This is a genomic window from Breznakiella homolactica (assembly GCF_016616095.2).
Lineage (GTDB): Bacteria > Spirochaetota > Spirochaetia > Treponematales > Breznakiellaceae > Breznakiella > Breznakiella homolactica.
In genome coordinates this window covers 1,480,536-1,494,653 of sequence record NZ_CP067089.2, presented here as the reverse complement: position 1 = coordinate 1,494,653, position 14,118 = coordinate 1,480,536, and the positions used below count along the sequence as shown (strand labels likewise).

The following is a 14,118-nucleotide window of genomic DNA, read 5'->3' as shown; positions in this document are numbered from 1 at the left end:
AAATTGATCATAGCGATTTTGCCTCCGGCTGTTGACAAGAAGCATGATTCTATCTCTAATTGCGGTTATGGAACGGAACCGTTTTTTTTCCCGCCTCGTTTCCGCTGCCTCAAAAGCGGTTTCCCCGGCACTGTCATCGATACGCTTTCTTCTAACCATCATGCTTCCGGTATCGCTGCTGGTACTTCTCCTGGATCATTCGGGAATTCTGTATTATACCGCCCGGTTTCTGGACCCGGTGATGCGTATCATCGGACTTCCCGGAGAAGCTTCCCTGGTTTTTTTGAGCTCCGTTTTCCTCAATATATATTCCGCCATTGCGGTAATCCAGAACCTGAGCCTGTCCGGACGGGAGATAGCGATACTGGCTTCCATGTGCCTTATTGCCCATAATCTTATCGTTGAATGCGCCGTAATGGGCAAAACCGGCTCAAATCCCTTTAAAATGGCAGCCCTGCGGATTTGTTTCGCCCTGATTGCGGGCTTCCTGCTCAATCTGGTACTCCCCGCCGCGCTGGGTATGCCCAGCGGCGGCACCCAATCAGGTCCGCCCGACGCGATCGGGCTAACGGGAGCGGAGCTGCTTATTATTCTAAAAATCTGGATTGTTGATTCCGGGCTGCTTATTCTGAAGATGGTGTGCATTGTTTTCGGAATAATGGTTCTGCAGAAAATTCTCGATGAATTCGGGATTATGAAAGCCCTTGGAAACGCCATGGCTCCGCTGATGGCGGTATTCGGGCTTCCCCGGAAGTCGGGGTATCTCTGGATTGTGGCCAACCTCGTGGGACTGGCGTACGGATCGGCAATTCTGATAGAACAGATCAGGGCCGGAGCCCTTTCGGATTCCGAGGGGGATCTCTTCAACCACCACGTTGGGATCAGCCATTCTCTGCTGGAGGATTCCCTGCTTTTTATGGCCATAGGGGTTCCCTTTGTGTGGCTCCTTGTGCCGAGGCTCCTTCTTGCGGTGCTTCTTGTCTGGCTTGAGCGCGGAAGAAGAGCCCTGTTCAGGCGGTCCTTCCGCGCGGAAACTATATAGCCTTACGCGTTTTCGATAAGCGGGATAAGATCGGCTTTTCTCTGGTCAATCAGCCTTATATCGCTGGGATGGATGCTGTCTTTCAGCATCTTGACCTGCAGTTTCAGCTGTTCAAAGTATTCCGCCATCTGGGGAACCGCCATAAACTCAGCTTCCTGGGATTTTAAAGCATCTTCCATATATATGGCGCTCGCGCCAAGGAGAATGGCGATCATCTTAGGCCAGCCGTTGTCGCCGAGGCCGTTTTTCCTGAAGACCTGTTTTATTTCCGCCGGGACCGGCATGGCCTGAACCTGGGCCATTATGTTGGGATTATCTTCGGGGTCAAAGCTTTCGGCGAAATTTTCATAAACCGGACCCAGTTTCTCCAGGTCCGCCTGGATGGATTCAAAATTCTTTATAAACGCGTCCACATCCCCGGCGGACAAGACCGCCGCGGGAGATCCTGATTGGGCAAAAACAGCGGCCCCAATACAGATAAACAGGACCAGCAAATACTTCCGTTTCACAAATACACTCCTTTAGTTGTTTTCCTTTTCTGATTCCTGAAAAATATCCAGAATCCGGCGGAAACCGGAATCGGGTTTTTTTAGCTCCCGGGATCCCCGGGTTATTTTGCACAGCGAGAGTCCCAGGTCTTTGGCTATTTCCCTCTGGGGAATTTTCTGGTCCAGAGCCTTAACCAGGGCCCAGCGGGCCGCAATATCCGTGATTTCCGCGGGAGTCAGGAGGCACCGGAGAAAAGATTCCACCAGCTCGGGGTCCTTGGTTCTGGCCAGAGCCCGGCTCATTTCGCCGATATTTTTTTCTACCATCGGATTATTCATAGACTCTATAGTACCGGGTAAGTATGGGTCTTTCAAGCCGGAAAGCGCCCGGGGAGAACAGTACCGCGGGGCCCGTTATGCAATAATACAGACACCCTGGATTATCGCTCCGGGGAAAGGCCGGCCCGGAGCTGCCGGAGGATACGGCTCAGAGTTTCGGTTTCTTCCTTTGAAATACCCCGGAATATCCGGGCATTGTATTCCCGGGCAATCGGCAGCAGTGCCCCGTATAATTCCGTACCGGTTTTGCTGAGATGTACAGTTCTGTTTCGGGCGTCGCTCCCTATTCTGCGGTAAAGCAGACCTTTGTGTTCCATGCCCTTTAGGATCCGGGTAAGGTTTGAATCGGTTTTCCCGCTGATTTCGCTCAGCCGCTTCTGGGTAACACCGTCTTCCCTGCTGAGGGCCGCCAGCACGGAGAACTGGTCCACCGTAGCGTCAAACCCGTGCTTTAAAAACAGGGCGGTCAGGTTCTGCTTAACCTGAAAAGCAGTATTAACCAGGGTAAAGCCGGCGGACTCGTAGAGATTAAACTGAGACACCCCCAATTCCTCGCTTTTTCCAATGCTCAAGAACGCCGGTATAGGCATCCGGTTTTTTCAGTATAAACGGTTTTATTCCTATATTGAATACCGCTGAATGGATAATAGCCTGAACCAGGTTTCTTTTCTTTCTCCTTAGAGCGGCCCGGCTGAGTCGTTTTACTGCGGCGGCTACTTTTTTCTCAATCCTTCTAACCGCCAGAGGGTTCTGTCCGGGAGAAACCCTGGCTGTAATATTTCCGCAGTGGACAGCGCCGGAGAAGATGCATAGCTTTTCCAGAATCCCCGCGGCGGAGGAACCATCGGCATTTTCATAGGTAACCACCGAAAGGGTATAGGTATCCGTCAGCAGCTGCTCAATCACAAAATGTCCCCGGTCGACAAAGGTTTTCATTTGCCCGGAGATACCGCTGACATAGGTCGGAGAACCGAAAACAACAATATCCGCCCGGGCGATTTTCCCGGATAAATTCTCCGCATTGTCGGGAATGAAACAAGCGCCGGTCCTGTAGCATCCGGAGCAGCCCCTGCAGAATTCCAGATCCAACTCTGAAATGTTTACCAGTTCACAATTCGCTTGGATATGTTCCGTGAGCCGGTGTTCAATCTCCGCCAGAATTTTTGCGGTGGCTCCGTTTTTTCTCGGGCTCCCGTTAATCAGTAACACATTCATGACAACTCCGAATATTATTTGATGTATCAATAATTGATATATCAAATAATAATAACGATTTTCAAAGAGTGTCAAGAAAATAGTTGCTGTATCAAGTAAAATTTTCTGCCGCCGGGTACCGCCGCAGGTTTCAGAATTTTTCCTGGATTATTTCCAGCAGATCTCCGGGGGTATCAATGACCCTCTGGGCCCCGGCTTTCTCCAGAACGGCTTTGTCCCGGTATCCCCAGCTGACGCCTATGCTGTGGCAGTCCGCCGCCAGGGCTGTGGCTACATCCACTTCCGAATCCCCGACAAACACCGTTTCCCGGGGGCTGGCGTCCAGTTCGAGGAGCAGTTCCCATGTTGATCCCGGATCGGGTTTCCGCGGGAACTGCTCCGGCCGTTCGCCGTATACCGCGCTGAAGGTATCCGCGGGGAAGGCCGCGGCGGTGACGGCCTGGGCAAGGCTGTCGGGCTTATTGGTCAGGACCGCGGTTTTTATTTTTTTCTGTTTAAGCGTTACGAGCAGTTCCGGAATACCCCGGTAAGGCTTGGTGAACGCCACGGGATTTTCAGCGTAGTATGCCAGGGACGCGCCGAAGATTGCCTCGACCCGTTCGGCGGACCGCTCCTCCTCGGGAAGCGCCAGGGTGCAGAGTCTGCGCCAGCCCCAGCCGACCATGGTGTAATACTCATCCTCGGAATGAAGGCTGTAGCCATTATCGGATAATGCCCTGTTTACCGAAGCGGTAATATCCCCGATGGTATCCACCAGGGTTCCGTCGAGGTCGAAAATAACGCATTTGAATTTCATAGTATGAGTAATACTACGATACGGGAAGATTAGCAATATTGAGCAGAGTACCGGCTGAGAGTGGAATCTGCCGGATATGAGGTCAGAGACCGGTACTGCAGTAATAAAAGAGATTGGACGTATCCTTTTTTTCTTGACTAATTGGAAGTATTGCCTAATAATTAACGTAATCTTAACGTTTCCTTAATGTAAAGGAGCTTGTATGAAAAGGACGGTAGTTCTGGTTGCCTTAGCCATGGCAATGACGGCGGTAGTCTTTGGGGGCGGTAAAAGCGATACTTCCCAGACTAATCCGGAAATCGAGAAAGTTCTGACCCATGATGAACTGGTAGCCGCTGCCAAGGCAGAAGGGAAGGTGGTGGTTTATTCAATTACATCCCGTATTGCCAACGCCGCGGTGGAATTCGAAAAACTCTACGGCATCAAGGTTGAATATTCCAACCTCAAAGACGGCGAGCTGATTGAAAAGGTTACCAAGGAAGTCGGCGGCGGTATTGAAGGGGCGGACTTTGTCATCTCCCAGGACTCAGGCCGGATTTACGGGCAGCTCATTGCCCCGGGGTATCTGGTTAATTACGTCCCGGAATCCATGAAATCCATAATTCCCCAGGAATACCAGAATCCGCTGACATTCCAGCTCATCAACAAGGTATTTATTTTTAACAGTGAACGGACCCAGACTCCGGTCATGAAGAATATCTGGGAAGTAACCGAACCCAAGTGGCGGGGGCTGGTGCAGTTCAAAGACCCCAATACCGAAGGGGTCAACATGAACTTCCTCACCATGATTACCTCCCCGGAATGGAGCGCCAAGATCGATAAAGCCTATCAGGATCTTTATGGAAAAAAACTGGTACTTACCACGCCGAATGCCGGTTACGAATGGATAAAACAGTTCTTCGGGAACGGCCTTGTGCTGGGGAACAGCGATACCACGATTTCCGAAAATATCGGGATCAAAGGTCAGCCCCAGACAACCATGGGCCTCTTTGTGTATTCCAAAACACGGTTCGACGCCAATAAAAACCTTGCCCTGATGCCCATGACCGAGATTGAACCTTTCTCGGGATTTATGTATCCGGCCTTCCTGCATCTGACCCGGAACGCCAAGCACCCCAACGCGGCAAAACTCTTTATTGAATTCCTTCTGACCCCGGAAGGCTACGCTCCCTGGGGCAAGGATGTGGGTGCCTATTCCACCAATCCCAATATTCCCGTTAACGCCGGCGACCATCCCGTTTCCTTCTGGGAGAGCCGTCTGGTCCTTGAAGATCCCCAGTATCTGTTCGAAAACCGGGCAGAGGTTGAGGAATTCGTCAACAACATAGCCTACAAAAAGTAATATGCCTGACTGTCCGGAACCCGGGATTGGGTTCCGGCGGTCTGCCCATTTTTTACAGTTTCCCCTGTTTAGCGTAATGGGGAGGAACTGTACCCAATCGATACTATAGGGGATTCAGCGGCCATGACCATTGGTAATCAGTTACGATCCTTTATCAGGAAACCCTACAATGTGATCCTGGTAATTCTTGCGGTCCTCCTCACCTTCCTGACCTTGTTTCCGTTACTGTCTCTCATCAGGGATACTTTTATTGTGCATCCCTCTGAAGTAATGAGCGTCAAGGGATCGAAAATCGGGGATCTCACCATGTTCCACTGGAAGAAAATATTCCTGGACGGTGAGACAAGCAAGAATATTTTTTACCGGCCCTTCTGGAATACCATTAAGGTATCCCTCTGGAGCTGTGTGGTCGCCATTTTTCTGGGCGGCAGTGTGGCATGGCTCATTACCCGCAGCGATATGCGGTGGAAATCCTTTATTTCCGTTACGTTTATTTTTCCGTATATTATGCCTTCCTGGACCCTGGCTATGGCCTGGCGGAACTTTTTCCGGAACAGTCTTATCGGCGGAGCCCCGGGGCTGTTCACGGCCATGACCGGAATAGAAACGGCAAACTGGTTTGCCTATGGTATTTTTCCCATTATTATTGTCCAGGGGCTCCATTACGCCCCCTTCGCGTATATTCTCATCGGCGGGATTCTCCGGAATATGGACGCCAACCTGGAAGAAGCCGCGGTGATTCTCAAGGCGAACCGCTTTAAAATTCTTTCCCGCATAACCCTGCCCATTGTTATGCCCGCGGTGATGTCCACCTTCCTCCTGGTATTCTCGAGCTGCATGAGCGCCTTCGCGGTGCCGGCCTTCCTGGGCCTTCCGGTCCGGTTCCAGGTGCTTACCACCCAGCTCTACCGCACGCTGAACGGGCTCAACCCGGGCTACGGCTACATCATGGCTCTGGTCATGATCGTAATCGGAACCGCCATCCTCATGTTCCAGCAGTGGTTCGTGGGGAAACGGAAATCCTTTACCACCGTAACCGGAAAGAGTTCCAATATTTCCCTGGTTAAACTAAAAGCTTTCCGGACGCCTGTTTCGGTGTTCCTGGTGATTTTCGTCGGCGTCATCGCCATCCTGCCCCTGATCACCTTTGCGGTGGAATCCTTCATCATGGCTCCGGGAGATTATTCGCTCAAAAACTTTACCACCCAGTTCTGGATCGGTGAAGGCCGGGAGGATATCGGCGGCGGTGAGCCGGGGATTCTCAAGAACAAATACATCTATCTCGGCTTGTGGAACAGCCTCCGCCTGTCGGTGGTGGTGGCCTTCATTTCGGGAACCGTCGGCGCCCTGGCGGGTTACGCCATTGTAAAGAAACGGGGCAGCAAACTGGCGACCTTCGTAAACAATCTGGCATTCTTCCCGTACCTCATGCCGTCCATGGCCTTCGGCGCGATTTATCTGTCCATGTTCGCAAAGCCGAACCTGTTCATCCCGTCGCTGTACGGTTCATTCACCCTGCTGGTGCTGGTGGGTTCGGTCAAGTACCTGCCCTTCGCTTCCCGGTCGGGGATGAACGCCATGCTTCAGCTGAGTAATGAGATTGAAGAGGCGGGACTCATTGTGGGTATCCCGTGGTGGAAACGGATGACCCGGATTATTTTTCCCATACAGAAATCGAGCTTCCTCTCGGGGTATCTGCTGCCTTTTATTTCCTGTATGCGGGAACTCTCCCTGTTCGTGCTTCTTATCGTTCCGTCCACCAGAATACTGACCACCATGCTGTTCCAGTACAATGAAAAAGGATGGAACCAGTACGCCAACGCGATCAACCTGATCATTATCGTTATCGTGCTCCTGTTCAATACAATAATCAACAAACTTACCGGCGCATCCATAGACAAGGGTATCGGAGGATAATATGCCTGAAATCATACTGAAGAATGTAACGAAACGGTTCGGAAAATTTACCGCCGTGGACAATCTCAATCTTACCATCGCCGACGGCGGTTTCGTCACCCTTCTGGGGCCCTCAGGATGCGGCAAGACAACCACCCTCAGGATGATCGCCGGTCTGGAAACCCCCACGGAAGGGGAAATTACCATAGACGGTAAAGTCGTTTTTTCCTCTGAAAAAGGTATTGATGTCTCTCCGAATAAACGGGATGTGGGATTCCTCTTTCAGAATTACGCCCTCTGGCCGCACATGACGGTGGAACAGAATATTTCCTTTGGTCTGGAAAATCTTAAATGGGACAAAGCCCGGATCAAGGACCGGGTGGCGGAACTGCTGGCCATGCTCAAGATCGAACAGTTCGGCAAGCGGTATCCCAGTGAGCTTTCCGGGGGACAGCAGCAGCGGGTCGCCATTGCCCGGACCCTGGCGACGGGACCGAAGGTTCTGTTTATGGATGAACCTCTTTCAAACCTCGACGCCAAACTCAGGACTGAAATGCGGTCCGAGCTTAAGCGCCTCCATGTGGAAACCAATTCAACCTTTGTGTATGTCACCCATGACCAGCTTGAAGCCATGACCTTGTCCACCCGCACCTGCCTGATGAAGGAAGGGCTGCTCCAGCAGTACGCGCCGCCTCTGGAGGTATACAACAATCCGGCGAATCTTTTTGTCGCCGATTTTGTCGGAAGTCCCACCATGAATTTTATTGAAGGATCCGGAAAGAATGTTAATCTCGATGAGATAAAAGTAAACGCCGGGGGTATGGATCTTATCTTTTCCCCTGTTTCCGGAAGCATCAGCCTCCGGGATGATCAGCAGATAATCCTCGGTATCCGGCCGGAGTATGTGCACATCGGTCAGGAGGGCAAAACAAAAGCCCATATTTACTCAACCCTGCCTTCGGGAATGGAGACCATTGTCAGGGTCCGTATGGGCGATATGATGCTGACATCGGTGGTTTTCGGCGCCATTGACTACAAAACCGACACCGAAGTTAACATGGACTTTATCGGGGAAAATTGTATTGTTTTCGATAAAGAAAGCGGCGCGAATCTTGCCCTCGGAAAACTGTCGGTGGTATAATAGTAAAATACTTTTAAGATATTTTACTATTTCCGATTGCAACTGTTTCTGATAGCAGGAATTAACTAATTTCTGCTGTCAGAAACTTAAAAGAAAGGTGTATTGTTCTGTGCCATGGGTGTAAAAAAGCGTATTCTTATTGCCGATGATGAACCTCACATTGCGGAACTCCTGGCAATGAACTGCAGGCAGTACGGATACGATTTTACCATTGCCGCCGACGGCCCCGGTGCCGTCGAGGCCGCCGGAAGGGACAATCCTGACCTGATCCTCCTGGACCTTATGCTTCCGGGAATGAGCGGCCTTGAAGTATGCCGGATTATTAAATCGGATCCCGGAACGGCGAATATTCCGATTATCATGCTCACCGCCAAAAGCGAGGAGAGCGACAAGGTTATCGGCCTCGGCGTCGGGGCCGATGACTACCTGACCAAACCCTTCGGGATACGGGAACTCTTTGCCCGGATCGAGGCGGTGCTCCGCCGGTCCAACGGGGGGATTCCCGTTTCCAGGGATAAGGTTCTCGCCGCGGGCAGCCTTACCCTTGATATTGAGGGCCACGGCGTCCGGCTGGGGAGTGATCCGGTGAATTTATCCCCCACGGAATTTGCCCTTCTGGCAGAACTGATAAAACACCCGGGAAAGGTTGTTCTCCGGGATACCCTCATCAAGGCCGGGGGAATATCCGGCGCCGCTGACCCGGGCCGTTCCCTGGATGTGCATATCCGCAACCTCCGCCGGAAAATCTGCCTGAAGGACGGGGGCGCTGCCTGCATTCAAACCGTCCGCGGCTTCGGTTTCCGGCTCGATAATCCATGACGGACCTCATTGAGATAATAAACGCCCTGTCGGGTCAGGAAACTGTTTCCGTTGATTCGGGGCTTATGCGGGTCCTGCTTGCCGCGGTGCTGATCCTTGCCCTGGTGGCTGCCGCGGTTCTCGCGGGGCTGGCGGCGCTGCTGGTAAATAAAAAACGGAGACCCCTGCCGGTATGGAAAAGGGAAACCGCGAACCTTGAAGCCGAACTCCGGCGCCAGCTCAATGATTTGACCGCCCGGGTGAATAACTGGAACAACTATATCAATTCTATCTTTTCTTCGATCGAAGATGGTTTTTTTCTGGTGGATAAGGACAATCAGGTAGTACTCTTCAACGGCAGGGCAAAGGAACTTCTTAACCTTGGGCCGGAGATATTTTTCAGCAAATCTTCCAATCACCTCAATGCGGCGGAACCCCTGTCTGCCATTCTCGATTCCTGCCGGAAGGTCACCGCGTCAAAGGCAGCCGAGCAGCTCTGTCTGGAAACTCCGGATGGACGCAAACTCGAAGTCCGGGTCGGCCCCATTATAGATAAATACCGGACCGGAACTGATTTCGGTTCCCTGGCAATCATCAAGGATGTTACGGAACTGCTGAAACTGGAGAACCTCAAAAAGGATTTTGTCGCCAGTGTCTCCCATGAGTTCAGGACACCCCTTACGCTGATTTCCGGATTTATTGAAATGTTCAGGATGGGAAATACCATGCAGCCCGAGGAAAGCACCCGGGCTTTTGAAATAATGGATATTGAAACCGAGCGGCTCAAGCGGCTTATTTCGGAACTCCTTTCCCTGTCCGAAATAGGCCATGAACTCCCCGGCGATCCCGACGGAACGGTGGATGTAACCCTGGTTCTGCGCGGTATCGCCCAGACTCTCGGTGTCCTGGCTGAACAAAAAGGCCAGTCTTTTATTGCGGAAATAAACCCGGAACCGATGCTGCTCCCGGGAAATGAAAACTGGTTTTATCTGGCGGTAAAGAATGTTGTGGAGAACGCGATTAAATATACTCCCTCGGAAGGCACCATCCGTATCCGGGCCGTCAATACCGGTACGGTTTTTTCTATAGATATTGAAGATACGGGAATCGGCATTGAGCCGGAAGAGCTGGAACACATTTTTAACCGGTTTTACCGGGTGGAAAAAGCCCGGGGGTCGGCTTCGGGCGGGAGCGGCCTGGGTCTGGCACTGGTAAAGGATATTGTTTCGCTCTTCCGTGGAGAAATCACCGTCAGGAGCACCCCCGGGAAGGGTACGCTCTTTTCAATCACCATACCCGTATCCCGGGAGATATAGCGGAGGATTATACCATGGTAATACTGATAGCGGGATATCCCTACGCGGGCCGCAGCATACTGCTGCAGCAGCTGGAATCCATGAAATACATAAGCAGGGATGATATGCCCCCGCTTTCGGTTCCGGAGTTTATCCGGGCCCACGGCGGCGGAACCGCCGAGAAAATAGCCATCACCGTCAGAACCGAAACCGGCGCCGACGCCGAAGATCTGCGCAGGCTTACCGCGGAGCTGCGGGGCAGCCAAATCCCGTTTAAGCTTGTTTTTGTTGAAGCCGGGGATACGCTCCTGCTGGACCGGAACGCCAAGGACGGGAGAATCGGTGAAACGGACATGACGGCCCTTCTTGACCGGCTCAGGCGGGACCTCGAACCGGTCCGGGGAGAAGCGGACCTTATCATCAACAGCAACTACGTTACCCCGGAGGAAGAACGCAATCGAGTAATAAACTTAGCCGAAGGCCGTTCCCCGGGGGAAAGCACCACCGTTGAAATCATGTCCTTCGGGTTCCGATACGGCCCGGCGTCGGGGGATCTCATTATGGATGTCCGTTTTATTCCCAATCCCTATTATATCAGCTCCCTCCGCCCGCTTACGGGAAAAGACAAAGCCTGCGCCGATTACGTCTTCGGCTTTGAGAGCTCCCGGGAAACCCTCCGGGCTCTGACGGAGCTTTGTACCATTATGGCAAAGGCTTTTTCCGACCAGGGCCGGTCCTCCATTGCCGTCCGTATCGGCTGTACCGGGGGGCAGCACCGTTCCGTGGCCATCACCGAGGCCCTCGCGGCAAATCTGCGTTCCCGGAATATCCCCGTTGCTGTTCTCCACCGTGAACTGGATTAAACCCATGCTTCCGGTATCGTATTTTTTTTCCGGATTGTTAAATTTGTTTTGGCTTTTTTTATGAAATTTGGTATAATTAAGAATGACTGTGCCGAATGGAAAACAGTGACCGGTTGACGTTGCCCCCAGCTGTTGTATTATTTAGAGTGATGCTGTGTAACTGACACATAATCCCTTTGCGGTTTATTGTGTGTTTTATATGCAAAATTATTATAAGGTGGGATCATGAAGAAACTGTTATGTATTGTACCGGTTTTACTGTTGTTTTTTTCCTGCGCTTCTTCTCCTTCTCCCGAAAGCGGTGCCGCTGACGCGGCCGCCTCAAAGGACAGGGCCGTCAAGGCAATGGAAGACGCCCGTTCTATTAAGGCAAATGTTGCGGTAAAGGATGAATTTGACGCTGCCATGGATGCTTTTAACCAGGGCGAAGCCATTGCGACCGGAGACGCCGCCGCGGAAAAATACCGCGAAGCGGAACGGCTGTTCATAAGTTCCTATAACAAAGCAAAGACCCAGAGGGACGCTGCCATGGATCAGCTGAACCGGGCGAAACTCGAAATCAAGGGCGCTGAGGATGATGCCGCCGCCCTGGAACAGGCCCAGGCCGAATCCGCAGAAGGAGGGCAGTAATGATTAAGAAAAGTGCATTACTTTTTATCGCATGTATCCTTTTAGCGGCTAATCTGCCGGCTCAGTCCCTGGAAAACAACGAATATTACAAGCAGTCCCTTGAATACGCCGCACTTTCCCAGAAGGCCATCGATGACGGCCAGTATGAGCTTGCCCGGGAGCACGCGGTTAAATCCCAGGAATACGCCGCCCTCTCCAGGCAGTATATCCAGGAACAGCTCCTGGCCTACCGCGCCCGGTCTTCCTATGTCGCGGCCAAAGCGCGGATGGATTACGCCAACAGCATCCGGCTTGAAAGCCGCGACAAGGAGCTGTACGACGAAGCCGCCGGGTATTTTGCGTCGGCCACTTCAAAATACAACGCCAAGGATTACGAAAACAGTATTCCCGACTCACAGATGGTTATACAGCTGCTGAAGGACGTCGGACTCCAGTATACCGGCGGAAGCCAGACCCCGTCCTCCCAGACCGGACTTGCGGCTTATTATAAGGTTAAACTTATACCGGACCGGCGGGATTGCCTTTGGAGAATCGCTGAATACGATTTCGTATACGGCAACCCCTATGAATGGCCCCGTCTGTATGAAGCGAATAAAGACGCCTTCCCGGATCCTGCGGATCCTGATCTGATCCTTCCGGATATGGTGCTTAAGATCCCTTCAATAAAGGGTGAAGCCAGAAGCGGAACCCGCTGACAAAAAAACCGCCCGAAAGGGCGGTTTTTTTATGGATCCTTACAGCGGACACTCTCCCGGAGGCAGCGCGGGAACATTGTCCGTTTTTAGATATGCGGCGATGCATTCAACCAGCAGTCCGTGATCCTCAGCGTGGGGAAGTCCGGACACGAGGACCGCGCCAATGGTTCCGCTGTCCTTAAGGCGGATGGGGAATCCGCCGCCGCAGGCAACGTACTGCGCCGGGTCGAGGCCCTTGTCTTCCAGGGTTTTTCCTTTTTTCTTCAGCAGCAGCGCGTGGAGCAGGGTGCTGGTTTCCAGGTCCCGGACGGTGTTGTATTTGCGGTTTATCCAGGATTCATTGTTCAGGTTTGTGCCTTCACAGGCGTACTGGAACAGGGTGAGCCCGCTGAAAAGCCGGATGCAGATGGTGACACTGAGTTTTTTTTCTGCCGCCGCCAGAGCGAATACCGTTCCGAGTTCCCATGCGCGGGTACGGTTAAAAGATTCAAACTGAAGCATGGATTCCTGGGTTTCCAGGACGGTAATGCAGTCATCAATAGTCATGGCCTGTTTCTCCTCCGGCACTTGTATGGCGGTCCAAATTACTCTCCGGGATAGACCACACCCCATTGCTTGCGGAGGCTGTCCATAATCCCCATAACCCGTATTATCTCGGCATGGGGCATTTCCGGACACTCAACTGCTCCGGCCGCAATCGCTCTCTGACACGCCAGAATTTCATATTCAAACCCGGTAATCTGGGCCGGTGCATCATAGGTTTTTACAATGTTGTGTTCCAGATCGTACACCAGAAGTTTTTCACAATTGTTAATATTTACCGCTTCAATAAATCCCCTGTCGCCGTAGATCATACCCCGCCGGTCTCCCTTGGCCAGGGCGCTGTTATGGAGCACTGCCATTTTTCCGTCATTGTAGATAAAACACATGGATTCCTGGGCATCCACACCGGTATCAAACAGGACCGCGGAGGACGTAATGTTTTTTATATCATTTCCGAAAACCATGAGGGCGAAATTGATAGTATACACCCCCAGGTCGAGCAGCGCCCCTCCGCCCAGGGCCGGGTTTACAAGCCGTTCCTTGGTGTTCACCACATGACAGAGATTTGCCGTAAGTGATGAAGGTGTCCCGATAATTCCGCTTGCCAGGACCTCATTGAGGATGGTCCGTATGGGGAGGTACCGGGTCCAGATGGCCTCAGCCGCAAGCAGCCCCTTCTGCCGGGCCAGGGCGCAGATTTCCTCCGCCTGGGCCGCGTTCAGGGTAAAGGCCTTTTCACAGAGGACGTGTTTCCCGTTATTCAGGCACAGCTTCATATGTTCATAATGATGGGAATGGGGTGTTGCCACATAGACCAGATCTATATTGGAATCCCGGACCATATCATCGTATGAACCGTAGGCTTTTTCGATACAGTATTCCTTGGCAAAGGAAGCAGCCTTGGACGCGTCCCTGGATGCGACGGCGCAGGCCGCAGCGCCGTCCATTTTATTGGCCGTGATTGCCATCTTCTTCGCAATATGGCCTGCTCCAAGAATTCCTATATTCATGGGTGGTTCTCCCTTTTCCGCTGTG

The 14,118-nt window shown here is 52.2% G+C and carries 16 protein-coding genes; 9 read left to right on the top strand and 7 right to left on the bottom strand.

The annotated features are described in order from the left end of the window. Positions 1-43 precede the first annotated feature (43 nt). The gene (locus tag JFL75_RS06900) at positions 44-1,042 is read left to right on the top strand and encodes a nucleoside recognition domain-containing protein (protein ID WP_223292789.1); all 999 of its coding nucleotides are present in this window, start codon (positions 44-46) and stop codon (positions 1,040-1,042) included. A 2-nt stretch (positions 1,043-1,044) separates the two neighbouring features. Here the strand turns inward: JFL75_RS06900 and JFL75_RS06895 are convergent, their stop codons facing one another. The 5 genes from JFL75_RS06895 to JFL75_RS06875 form a co-directional block, all read right to left on the bottom strand. Beyond that, positions 1,045-1,551 (bottom strand): hypothetical protein, encoded by a 507-nt coding sequence (locus tag JFL75_RS06895; RefSeq protein ID WP_215625947.1) that lies wholly within the window; start codon positions 1,549-1,551, stop codon positions 1,045-1,047. Positions 1,552-1,563: 12 nt separating this feature from the next. Continuing rightward, on the bottom strand, positions 1,564-1,857 hold the full coding sequence (locus tag JFL75_RS06890) for a Trp family transcriptional regulator (RefSeq protein ID WP_223292788.1): 294 nt from the start codon (positions 1,855-1,857) through the stop codon (positions 1,564-1,566). Positions 1,858-1,970: 113 nt separating this feature from the next. Then, positions 1,971-2,411: a MarR family winged helix-turn-helix transcriptional regulator gene (locus JFL75_RS06885; protein WP_215625945.1), complete on the bottom strand. Its 441-nt coding sequence runs from the start codon at positions 2,409-2,411 to the stop codon at positions 1,971-1,973. Next, a complete protein-coding gene (locus JFL75_RS06880) occupies positions 2,398-3,084 on the bottom strand; it encodes a flavodoxin family protein (protein ID WP_215625944.1) in 687 nt (228 codons plus the stop codon). The genes JFL75_RS06885 and JFL75_RS06880 overlap by 14 nt, the downstream gene beginning before the upstream one ends. 130 nt (positions 3,085-3,214) lie before the next feature. Then, a complete protein-coding gene (locus tag JFL75_RS06875) occupies positions 3,215-3,880 on the bottom strand; it encodes an HAD family hydrolase (protein WP_215625943.1) in 666 nt (221 codons plus the stop codon). Positions 3,881-4,082: 202 nt separating this feature from the next. Between JFL75_RS06875 and JFL75_RS06870 the strand changes: the two genes are divergently transcribed. The 8 genes from JFL75_RS06870 to JFL75_RS06835 all read left to right on the top strand — a co-directional run bounded on the left by JFL75_RS06870 (position 4,083) and on the right by JFL75_RS06835 (position 12,540). After that, the gene (locus tag JFL75_RS06870; RefSeq protein ID WP_215625942.1) at positions 4,083-5,222 is read left to right on the top strand and encodes an ABC transporter substrate-binding protein; all 1,140 of its coding nucleotides are present in this window, start codon (positions 4,083-4,085) and stop codon (positions 5,220-5,222) included. Between the two features lie 123 nt (positions 5,223-5,345). Continuing rightward, positions 5,346-7,139, top strand: coding sequence for an ABC transporter permease (locus JFL75_RS06865; RefSeq protein WP_215625941.1), 1,794 nt, complete (start codon positions 5,346-5,348; stop codon positions 7,137-7,139). Between the two features lies 1 nt (position 7,140). Further along, positions 7,141-8,259, top strand: coding sequence for an ABC transporter ATP-binding protein (locus tag JFL75_RS06860; protein ID WP_215625940.1), 1,119 nt, complete (start codon positions 7,141-7,143; stop codon positions 8,257-8,259). A gap of 114 nt (positions 8,260-8,373) precedes the next feature. Next, positions 8,374-9,078, top strand: a complete 705-nt coding sequence (locus JFL75_RS06855; RefSeq protein WP_215625939.1) for a response regulator — start codon at positions 8,374-8,376, stop codon at positions 9,076-9,078. Beyond that, positions 9,075-10,373: a sensor histidine kinase gene (locus tag JFL75_RS06850; protein WP_215625938.1), complete on the top strand. Its 1,299-nt coding sequence runs from the start codon at positions 9,075-9,077 to the stop codon at positions 10,371-10,373. The genes JFL75_RS06855 and JFL75_RS06850 overlap by 4 nt, the downstream gene beginning before the upstream one ends. Positions 10,374-10,387: 14 nt before the next feature. Beyond that, the gene (locus JFL75_RS06845; protein WP_215625937.1) at positions 10,388-11,215 is read left to right on the top strand and encodes an RNase adapter RapZ; all 828 of its coding nucleotides are present in this window, start codon (positions 10,388-10,390) and stop codon (positions 11,213-11,215) included. 225 nt (positions 11,216-11,440) lie between these two features. Next, positions 11,441-11,845 (top strand): hypothetical protein, encoded by a 405-nt coding sequence (locus JFL75_RS06840; protein ID WP_215625936.1) that lies wholly within the window; start codon positions 11,441-11,443, stop codon positions 11,843-11,845. Further along, entirely contained in the window at positions 11,845-12,540 is a 696-nt protein-coding gene (locus tag JFL75_RS06835; RefSeq protein WP_215625935.1) for a LysM peptidoglycan-binding domain-containing protein, read from the top strand. Before JFL75_RS06840 ends, JFL75_RS06835 begins: the two co-directional genes overlap by 1 nt. A gap of 39 nt (positions 12,541-12,579) precedes the next feature. Here the strand turns inward: JFL75_RS06835 and JFL75_RS06830 are convergent, their stop codons facing one another. Together JFL75_RS06830 and JFL75_RS06825 are read right to left on the bottom strand one after the other, a co-directional pair. Then, positions 12,580-13,086: a heme-degrading domain-containing protein gene (locus JFL75_RS06830; RefSeq protein WP_215625934.1), complete on the bottom strand. Its 507-nt coding sequence runs from the start codon at positions 13,084-13,086 to the stop codon at positions 12,580-12,582. Between the two features lie 38 nt (positions 13,087-13,124). Continuing rightward, the gene (locus JFL75_RS06825) at positions 13,125-14,093 is read right to left on the bottom strand and encodes a Gfo/Idh/MocA family protein (protein ID WP_215625933.1); all 969 of its coding nucleotides are present in this window, start codon (positions 14,091-14,093) and stop codon (positions 13,125-13,127) included. Between the last annotated feature and the right edge of the window lie 25 nt (positions 14,094-14,118).

Bases quoted from the DNA above. Each gene is read 5' to 3' on its own strand.
- JFL75_RS06880 (WP_215625944.1), bottom strand. From the start codon at position 3,084: ATGAATGTGTTACTGATTAACGGGAGCCCGAGAAAAAACGGAGCCACC.
- JFL75_RS06835 (WP_215625935.1), top strand. From the start codon at position 11,845: ATGATTAAGAAAAGTGCATTACTTTTTATCGCATGTATCCTTTTAGCG.
- JFL75_RS06850 (WP_215625938.1), top strand. From the start codon at position 9,075: ATGACGGACCTCATTGAGATAATAAACGCCCTGTCGGGTCAGGAAACT.
- JFL75_RS06825 (WP_215625933.1), bottom strand. From the start codon at position 14,093: ATGAATATAGGAATTCTTGGAGCAGGCCATATTGCGAAGAAGATGGCA.
- JFL75_RS06855 (WP_215625939.1), top strand. From the start codon at position 8,374: ATGGGTGTAAAAAAGCGTATTCTTATTGCCGATGATGAACCTCACATT.
- JFL75_RS06890 (WP_223292788.1), bottom strand. From the start codon at position 1,857: ATGGTAGAAAAAAATATCGGCGAAATGAGCCGGGCTCTGGCCAGAACC.
- JFL75_RS06860 (WP_215625940.1), top strand. From the start codon at position 7,141: ATGCCTGAAATCATACTGAAGAATGTAACGAAACGGTTCGGAAAATTT.
- JFL75_RS06900 (WP_223292789.1), top strand. From the start codon at position 44: ATGATTCTATCTCTAATTGCGGTTATGGAACGGAACCGTTTTTTTTCC.
- JFL75_RS06840 (WP_215625936.1), top strand. From the start codon at position 11,441: ATGAAGAAACTGTTATGTATTGTACCGGTTTTACTGTTGTTTTTTTCC.
- JFL75_RS06830 (WP_215625934.1), bottom strand. From the start codon at position 13,086: ATGACTATTGATGACTGCATTACCGTCCTGGAAACCCAGGAATCCATG.
- JFL75_RS06865 (WP_215625941.1), top strand. From the start codon at position 5,346: ATGACCATTGGTAATCAGTTACGATCCTTTATCAGGAAACCCTACAAT.
- JFL75_RS06875 (WP_215625943.1), bottom strand. From the start codon at position 3,880: ATGAAATTCAAATGCGTTATTTTCGACCTCGACGGAACCCTGGTGGAT.
- JFL75_RS06845 (WP_215625937.1), top strand. From the start codon at position 10,388: ATGGTAATACTGATAGCGGGATATCCCTACGCGGGCCGCAGCATACTG.
- JFL75_RS06870 (WP_215625942.1), top strand. From the start codon at position 4,083: ATGAAAAGGACGGTAGTTCTGGTTGCCTTAGCCATGGCAATGACGGCG.